This window comes from Sulfurimonas sp., assembly GCF_027056685.1.
Lineage (GTDB): Bacteria > Campylobacterota > Campylobacteria > Campylobacterales > Sulfurimonadaceae > Sulfurimonas.
On record NZ_JALUKE010000162.1, the window covers coordinates 1 to 8,771 of the forward strand.

General features: G+C 34.7%; 8 protein-coding genes. 1 reads left to right on the forward strand and 7 read right to left on the reverse strand.

Annotation, left to right across the window (positions count from 1 at the left end; genetic code table 11):
- Together MVY38_RS07080 and MVY38_RS07085 are read right to left on the reverse strand one after the other, a co-directional pair.
- A partial coding sequence (locus MVY38_RS07080; protein ID WP_297484711.1) for a CBS domain-containing protein occupies window positions 1-1,011 on the reverse strand: 1,011 nt, incomplete at its 3' end.
- Window positions 1,008-1,715, reverse strand: coding sequence for a response regulator transcription factor (locus MVY38_RS07085; RefSeq protein WP_297484713.1), 708 nt, complete (start codon window positions 1,713-1,715; stop codon window positions 1,008-1,010). The genes MVY38_RS07080 and MVY38_RS07085, both read right to left, overlap by 4 nt.
- 185 nt (window positions 1,716-1,900) lie before the next feature.
- On the opposite strand from MVY38_RS07085, the gene MVY38_RS07090 reads away from it, so the two are divergent.
- Window positions 1,901-4,252 carry a hypothetical protein gene (locus MVY38_RS07090; protein ID WP_297484715.1) on the forward strand — a complete coding sequence of 784 codons (2,352 nt, stop codon included), beginning with the start codon at window positions 1,901-1,903 and terminating at the stop codon, window positions 4,250-4,252.
- A gap of 4 nt (window positions 4,253-4,256) precedes the next feature.
- Here the strand turns inward: MVY38_RS07090 and MVY38_RS07095 are convergent, their stop codons facing one another.
- The 5 genes from MVY38_RS07095 to MVY38_RS07115 form a co-directional block, all read right to left on the reverse strand.
- Window positions 4,257-4,889, reverse strand: coding sequence for a phosphatidylserine decarboxylase (locus MVY38_RS07095; RefSeq protein ID WP_297484717.1), 633 nt, complete (start codon window positions 4,887-4,889; stop codon window positions 4,257-4,259).
- Window positions 4,879-6,858, reverse strand: coding sequence for an ATP-dependent zinc metalloprotease FtsH (gene ftsH / locus MVY38_RS07100; protein WP_297484719.1), 1,980 nt, complete (start codon window positions 6,856-6,858; stop codon window positions 4,879-4,881). The genes MVY38_RS07095 and ftsH overlap by 11 nt, the downstream gene beginning before the upstream one ends.
- Before the next feature lies 1 nt (window position 6,859).
- Window positions 6,860-7,693: a 50S ribosomal protein L11 methyltransferase gene (locus MVY38_RS07105; RefSeq protein ID WP_297484722.1), complete on the reverse strand. Its 834-nt coding sequence runs from the start codon at window positions 7,691-7,693 to the stop codon at window positions 6,860-6,862.
- On the reverse strand, window positions 7,693-8,067 hold the full coding sequence (locus MVY38_RS07110; RefSeq protein WP_297433593.1) for a chemotaxis response regulator CheY: 375 nt from the start codon (window positions 8,065-8,067) through the stop codon (window positions 7,693-7,695). The genes MVY38_RS07105 and MVY38_RS07110 overlap by 1 nt, the downstream gene beginning before the upstream one ends.
- Window positions 8,068-8,130: 63 nt before the next feature.
- On the reverse strand, window positions 8,131-8,771 hold a 641-nt coding region (locus tag MVY38_RS07115; protein WP_297484724.1), incomplete at its 5' end, for a 1-(5-phosphoribosyl)-5-[(5-phosphoribosylamino)methylideneamino] imidazole-4-carboxamide isomerase.

An 8,771-nucleotide genomic window follows, 5' to 3' on the forward strand; every position in this document is an offset into this window, starting at 1 on the left:
AATCTTTACAGAAAAATTAATGATTTTTTTCTCTTTTTTTAAAGCAGTATAAAGTTCTTTCCAGCTCTCTTGAAACAGAAATCGTGGATGTTTCTCAACTACCTCACTGCCAAAATATTCATACGCTTTGCGATTCATCCAGTGAATAACCTGCTGTTTTGGTGTATCGTAGATTTCAATAATAGCTTCAGGAAGAAAATCCATTATCTCTTTTGCATGACGAAGTTTTATCTCCAACATACGAGCAACATTACCTTTTATATGTTTAAAAATATCTCTGTTAGTCAAAAGAGCATACATCTCACCCTGTTCATTATTTACAAGTACGCGTCTTAAGCTATTTTTGCGCATCAGTGCCATGACCGTTGTTATTGCTTCATCAATAGCTACACTTACAACAGGAGAGGACATAAAACTCTCTACCGGTCTATTTAAATCAATATGCTTGTAACTTGCATTAAGAATATCTTTTTCAGTAACAATTCCTACTGCTTTTGTTGCTTTTGCAACTATAACAGAGCCTATCTTCAAAGCCGACATCTGCTTTAACGCATCAAGAAGGCTTGTTTGTGGCGATACAGTGACAATATTTACATCATGATTTAAAAGATCACGGACCTTTAAATCAACCTTGTAAACATCCTCTTCTAAAAAAGAGAAGAGGTCTTCTTGGCGTACAGTACCGGCATATTTCCCTGCATCATCTACAAGCACCAAACGGCGTATATTATTTGTCACCACAAGTTCAAAAGCCAATTCTACTGGTCTGTTATAATGGGCAGTTATAACTGGTTTTTTTGCATAGGGGAGTATTTTTTCATCAAAACAGATACCATCTTGAAGTAGCTTTAAGAGCATACTCTCAGTAACAATTCCAACAGGAAATTTTTTATTTAGAACTACTACAGAGCCATTCTTGTTTTTTAGCATACAATCCATTGCTTGAGATATTGTGGCAGTATCTACAATGGAAAAGTTTTTTTTGTGAGCTATATTAGAAAGAGTGTTCATTTATTTATCTCAGCATAAAGACGATACCCGATGGCACTTATATTTTCAATAATATTAGCATGCGTTTTTTTACGAATATTTTTTATTTGTGCCCGAATAGCATCTTTGCTCATTGGCGTCTCTTTCCACACTTCATACTGTAAAACATCATAAGAGAGTGTCTGCGTTTTGTTTGCTATAAAAAACTCCAGCAACTGCATCTCCTTTCGGCGTAAAGATATTGCTTTATTTTCTAGAAAAAGCAACTTTGAATCTTTATTATAGAAGTAGCCTTGTCCAAGATTTATAAGCTGAGTATTCTCATCATTATTGTACTCCGAGGCAGCTTTACTAAGAGCGTTAACCAGTTCAATACTAGTAACAGGTTTCACAAGGTAGCGTGTAAGCATCAGTTCAACAGCCGTAAGTAAAAACTCTTTATCCGTATAAGCAGTAGATATAATAATACGAGTTTTTAAATCATTTTTTCGCACAATCTTTGCCAAATCAATACCACTCATACCAGGTAGATTTATATCTAGAAGAAGAATATCAGGTTTTATTTTCTTATACAGTTTCAAGCCATCTTCTGCACTATTGCTCAAGTACAGATGAGAAGTATACCTTGTTAAAAACTCGGCAATATGTGTCTGAATATTTTTATCATCCTCTACATATAAAATAGTTAAATTTTTAAGCGTAGAAGCAAAAAGAGCGTGGTTCATTTGTTGAAATCTCTAAAACAAAAATTCCTTTTTATACTTACACTCATGACTTCTCCTCAAAATAAGCAATACAACTCTCTTTTAAAATTATAACAAGTTTAACTAAAATATTTTGTGATATACTAAACCTCTGCTTGGCACTTTTTTTGCTTAAGTAGCAATAAATATATTATATAGGGTGCTCAATGGCTAAAGCGAACGACGATATTATCATCATTGAAGATAGTGATGCCGCTTTAGATAATGAAGATGTAGAGCAACAAATACTCGATTTTGATGAGGAAGAAGAGGCTAGAAAGAAAAAAATAATTCTTTTTGGTGGAATTACTATTATTGTTGTCCTGCTTATTGTTACAACTGTACTTCTTCTACTTTTTAAACACTCAAAAGAGCAGCAAAATATTGACTTCTCCATTTTAGATAAAAAACTCGATGCAAATAAAACAGTTGTCGTTGCACCAACGAAACTGGAAAATATGATAGCAAAAGCAAACTATCTCTACAGCAATGGTTCAAAAGAGAAAGCACTCACACTTTATGAAGACATAGCACAATACTCTAAAGCTATATCTGAGTACAATTTAGGTGTTGCACAACTCAAAGGGGCACAATATAAAATAGCCTTAAAAACTTTTCAAGATGCCATCAAAAACAATGAAAAACGCTGCGTAAGTGCTATAAACGCAGCAGTATGCTGTTTGCACCTAAATGATGAAAAAAGCTTTAAGTACTACATAAATCTAGCCTACGCCTATCTTCCTTATGAAATAAATTCACCTCTATACTCCTATTATTATACACTCGTAAATTATTATAAAAAGAATTATCTCTCTGCACTAAATTCACTAAAACACGCTTCATCAAATACCTATCCTGAAGCACAAGATCATCTAAGTGCAAAAATAAATGCTCTTTACAATAATAATTATGATGCCATTGATGCACTTGAAAAATTATCTGATCCAACTGATACTTTTAGCCTAGGACTCCTCTATGCACGCATTGGAGATTTTAATTTAGCCACTAATCATTTTCAAGATGCCCTGCTAAAAGAGATACACCCAATACGCGCAGAGTTAGCACTTGGTTTAATTAATCTAAAAGCTGGACATATTAAAAGTGCTACACAAGAGATAAACAGCGTTACAAAAAAGCACCCAGATAAAGTCTACAAGTACTACCCAATTACAGTAAAACTAAAAAATTCTCTTTTTGATCCACAAAAAGCACAAAAACTCTACCGATCAAAAATAATTAAATCTCAAAATATTGCCTTTGAAAAAATCTTTTATTTTTCACCATACAAAATTTTTAATGCTAATCAGACTATTAGTTACATCAGAAAAGGGAATGCAAATATCTATATAGACAATGTAGCATCTGCACAAAAATATCTTAAACGCAGCGCATCCTCTTCTAGCGTAAACGCAGGGATTACACGCGCCATTAAAAAAGCACTCTCTATGAAAATAAGAGAAGCAAATAAAGAGCTACAAAAACTCGCTAAAATCCAACCAAAACACTCAATTTTACAGTACAACCTTGCACTTACTTATGCACAATTAGGAGATATAAAGCAAGCATATAAACATTTTTTACGCTCATACCATCTTGATGCAAAAAATTATCTTTCTGGTATCTATGCGCTTATGACAGGAAAAATGATAAACAAAAATACAAGAAAACTTAAATCAATTATTGCAGACTCAGTAAGTTTAGAGAATGATAACGAAGAGAGTGATCTTTACAAAACTCTCCTTCATATAAGTACAAATGACTATCTCTCTGCTGGTGAATGGACAGACAATAGCTATAAACCAAGACCTCTATATCTGGTACTTTCCACACTTATAGGTATGAAGTTACACCATTATGACAAAGCTCAAAAAGCTGCGCAAAAATTAACGATAGAGTTTCCACACGATATTCTTCCTCATCTTATCTATATAGACACACATTTTTATAAGGATAGCCCTGCAAAATATGTTGAAAATGTCAATCGTTACTTAAAAAAACAATCATTTAGCTTTACAGACCTCTATTATGGTCCTTATGTTACAAGGTATCTCTATATCCAAGAAAATCTTATTACTGGACAACTCTACTATTTACGCAAACAGCTTGAGGCTAAACTTGATACTACGACACAAGAGACGCACGAAATTGAGAGTGCTTTGGCATTGACTGCACTGTACAATAAACAGTATGAAGAGTCTTATATGCTTTACAACCATCTTATAGATACATTAAAAGTTCAGGATGCCTATACTCTTTATCTTGGTGCAGTAGCATCTACTGCTGCGAATCACCATGCCAATGCTATTGCACTACTTGAGTTGTCAATTTTGAAAAATAGAAGTTTTTATGAGAGTAGATATGCATTAGCACTTCTGTATCTTGAAACAAAAAACAATGAGGGAGCTACAATTCAATTGGGGAAAATAAAGAGTAATAACTTTGCATCGAACTATTTTGACTTTAATATCAATAAAGATGAGCTACTCTATAAGAAGCAACATCCCCAAGCACAACCTTAAAAAGTTAGAAAAGGTAGCCTAAAAGTGTCTCACTCGCACTCACTTTTGTGCCTGCAGTAAGATGTAGTTTAAATGATTTTGGCAAATAAATAGCAGTAATACCGCTGAGCATCGTACCATATCTCTCACCTTTTATAAGCTCATCATTGTTATTTATATCAAGAGAAACAGGAGCAAAACTTCTTGAGAGTTTGTGTACTACTTTTACTATATGATTATCTTCATCTACAAGCTCAAAACTAGCATATTCATTTAATGCATCAAAAAGCTTTGCATCCTTTGCAAGACGAGTACCTTTTACAAAAGTTAGATTTTGAACTTTTGCACTATAGGGAACTCTTAAAACAGAAACATCCTGATAACGCGATGCAATTGTCACTTTATAAGCAAACATATCATCTTCAAGATATTCTATATTTAAGACTTCACCATCAACAGGGGATACAAAAGCATTTTTTTCATAATCCTGTATAGATTTTTCAGGATTTCTAAAAACATAGGCACTCAAAAGCATAAATATAAACGCAGCAACAGCCAGTAATTCCAAATCTAAAATTAGAAAAATAATAGCTGCAATAAACGCGTATGCAATATATTTTATAGCATGCTTATGTAAAATATAAAGATTATTGTCCATTATCCGACTCGTTCATTATAGTTTTACTCATATTTGCATCTTCTTTCAGCTCTTCTTCTATCGTCTCAGCACCCTCTACGACTTTTGATTTTATATTGTTCGCTTTTTCGAAGTCTATAATTATTTTACGAACTTCATCACCTGTAATATTCTCTTTTTCATATAAAAGAGCAACCATACCTTCTATGGCATCTCTATACTCTTCAAGGCGTGCCACAACAGCAGCATATCTCTCATCAAGAGACTGTTTAATAAAATCATCCATCTCTTGTGCCATTTTATCGCTATATTCACGAGATGCTTGCTGTCCTGTACCTAAGAAAGACTGGCGTGATTTTTCAAGAACCATCAGTCCTGCAATATCAGTCATACCATAAGTCTGTACCATGGATTTTATTATGTCTGTTGCACGCTCAAGGTCATTTCCAGCACCAGTTGAAATCTCACCAATAAAGACTCTCTCCGCAGCACGACCACCAAGAAGAACATCTACTTCTGCCCAGAGTTCATGCATCTGCATCATAAATTTATCTTCTTCTGGTTTATTTAAAGTATATCCAAGAGCTGCAAGTCCACGAGGAACTATTGAAACCTTAGAAACTTTTTTAGCACCCTTAGTTGTCTCTGCCATTAGTGCATGTCCACTCTCATGGTATGCCACTATTTTTTTCTCTTTTGGATTAATACGGCGTGATTTTTTAGCAAGTCCTGCAAGCGCGCGTTCAACCGCTTCAAACATATCTTGCTGTTTTACTGTTTTTTGACTTTTACGACCTGCTAAAAGAGCCCCCTCATTAATAACATTCGCTAAGTCAGCTCCAGCCAAACCTGCTGTTAAACGAGCAATCTCTTCTAAATCCACATCATCATCAATTTTTACATCTTTTACATGAACTTTTAGAATTTTAACACGACCTTCAAAATCTGGCTTATCTACAAGCACTTGTCTATCAAATCGTCCTGGTCTCAAAAGTGCCTGATCTAAAATTTCTGGTCTATTTGTAGCTGCTAAAATTATAACAGGAGTGTCTGTTCCAAAACCATCCATCTCAGCAAGGAGTTGATTGAGCGTTTGTTCTCTTTCATCATTACCACCCATTGGACCACCAGCTGCACGGCTTTTGCCAATAGCATCAATCTCATCAATAAAGATAATAGATGGAGCATCTTTTTTTGCCTGTTCAAACAGATCACGCACACGAGCAGCACCAACACCTACAAACATCTCAATAAAACTTGAACCACTCACTGAGAAGAAAGGTACTTCTGCTTCGCCTGCAACAGCTTTAGCAAGAAGTGTTTTACCAGTACCTGGACTACCAACAAGCAGCACCCCTTTTGGAATTTTTGCACCAATTTCAACATAACGCCCCGGGTATTTTAAAAAGTCAACAATCTCTTGCACCTCTTCTTTTGCCTCTTCTACACCTGCTACATCTTCAAATTTTGTATCTGGTTTTTCAGAACTAATAAGCTTTTTAGAATTTCCCATTCCAAGAAGACCACCACCCATACTTTTTTGCATACGCCCAGCAAAAAACATCCAAATAGCAATGATAATAAGAAAAGGAAAGAGCCATCCAAACATATCAGTAAACCAGTTTGTTTCACTAAAACCTGTATACTCAATTTTTTCTTTATCTAAAAGTTTTACAAGTTCTGGATCACCTTTTATAACCCGAGTTGTATAGATTTTAGAACCATCAGAAGAGACAGCTTTAATATAGCTTTGCCCTATTTCCACTTTTTTGACAGATTTGTCTTTTACTAAAGATTTCAATTCAGAATAGTCAATTTTTTCTACTTTTGTAGCGCCATTTCCACTCATAGCCCCACTAGTCATACCGGCACCATCGCCAACCATTACTTTAAAAAGCAATATAACTACAACTGAAAAAATCGCAAATGTAATAAGTGGATTTTGGTTAAAAAAATTATTGTTGTTATTATTATTCTCGTTTTTCGCCATTTTATTTCTCTTTTATTTTTAATACGAGTGTTACCCACTCTTCTTGTGCTATTTTCTCTATAATCTCACAATCTTTGTAATAATTAAGCACTTTCGTTTCATATTTATCTAAAATACCTGATAGAACCAAAATACCATCTTTATCTAGTGCATTTTTAAGATCATTCGCAATAAATGTCAATACATCTGCAACAATATTTGCTACAACAATTCTATATTTTTGATCTAAATTAGTAGCTGAACCTTCCCAAATAGAGTGAAACTCCAAATCATTTAGTTTTGCATTTTTTATAGAGTTTTCAACTGATATTGGATCCGTATCACAAGCATCTACGACTGCCCCAAGTTTCATAGCTGCCATGCCAAGTATGCCACTTCCACAGCCTACATCTAAAACTTTATCGCCCTCTTGTACATATTTAGAAATTGCACGAAGTGAGGAAGCAGTTGTTGGATGATGTCCTGTACCAAACGCAAGAGCAGGATCAATTGCAATATTAATTAGATTTGGATTTGCTTCACTCCAAGTAGGATGAATATAAAATTTATCAATAGCCAAAGGTTCTATAGAGTTTTTATAAGACTCCACCCAGTCGCTATTTTCAAGCTGTTTTTGCTGACACTCTATCTCAATATCTTGACCAAGTGCCTTTTGTAGAGCTTCAGTAAATTGTTCTAAACCCCAAACAATAGTCTCTAAATTATCTTCACTGCGAATAACAAAACCACCATCAATCTCTTCAAAACCAATAGGAAGAGTATCTGCTAAAAAATCTGCATACAAATTATGGTGTGAAGAGACTTTTACGCTAAGCTCGTAATAATGCTCCTGCATTATTGGGAAACACCCATTACTGCAGCTAATTTTTCTTTTAATACTTGCGGAGTAAAAGGTTTTACAATATAATTGTTTACACCTGCTTTAAGTGCTGTAATAACCTCAGCTTTACCACCTTCAGTTGTTACCATGATAATAGGAGTATCTTTAAAACGCGCATCAGCACGAACTTTTTTTACAAGTTCAAGTCCATTCATTTCAGGCATATTCCAGTCTGTAATAAGCATCTCAATATCTGGATTTGCATCCATTTGAGCCCATCCTTCGACTCCATCCGCACCCTCAAGTATATCTTTATATCCAAGACGAGCCAGAGTATTTTTAATTATACGACGCATTGTAGAACTATCATCAACAACAAGTAATTTCAAATGAAATCCTTTAAATATATATTTTATTTTGCTTATAATATCAAAATTTTGTTTGTATTACTATTAATCTAGGAGTTTAAACATCTTCTCTAAATCTAATTTTCCCTCATAATAAGCCTTACCTATAATAACACCATCAACTTCATTAGTAACTATAAGTGCTTTTATATCATCTTCATCCTTCACACCACCACTTGCAATTGTACTCACACCACTTGCGCGTGCTATATCTAAAGTGAAATCAACATTCACACCACTCAGCGTTCCATCTTTACCAACATCAGTACAGATAATAGCCTCAACACCTGCGTTTGCAAACTCTTTAGCCAAGTCAGTAGCTTTCATCGCACTCACTTCTCCCCAGCCCTCAACTGCAACATATCCATCAATAGCATCAATTCCCACAGCAATGGGATATTTTGCTGCCATATCTTTTACAAACTGAGGATCTTTTACAGCGATAGAGCCTAAAATAATTCTGTCAATACCAATTTCTAGCATCTTTTGAATCGTCTCTTCATCACGAATACCACCACCAAGCTCAAGCTTTACATTACAATTTTTTCGTATTTTCACTATCTGTTCAAGATTTTTCGGCTCACCCGCAAAAGCACCATTCAAATCAACAAGGTGTACCCACTCAGCCCCCATAGCCTCAAACTTTTTTACAAGTTCATAAGGCTCATTTGAGTAAATCTTCGCAC

Bases quoted from the DNA above. Each gene is read 5' to 3' on its own strand.
- MVY38_RS07085 (WP_297484713.1), bottom strand. From the start codon at position 1,715: ATGAACCACGCTCTTTTTGCTTCTACGCTTAAAAATTTAACTATTTTA.
- MVY38_RS07090 (WP_297484715.1), top strand. From the start codon at position 1,901: ATGGCTAAAGCGAACGACGATATTATCATCATTGAAGATAGTGATGCC.
- MVY38_RS07095 (WP_297484717.1), bottom strand. From the start codon at position 4,889: ATGGACAATAATCTTTATATTTTACATAAGCATGCTATAAAATATATT.
- ftsH (WP_297484719.1), bottom strand. From the start codon at position 6,858: ATGGCGAAAAACGAGAATAATAATAACAACAATAATTTTTTTAACCAA.
- MVY38_RS07105 (WP_297484722.1), bottom strand. From the start codon at position 7,693: ATGCAGGAGCATTATTACGAGCTTAGCGTAAAAGTCTCTTCACACCAT.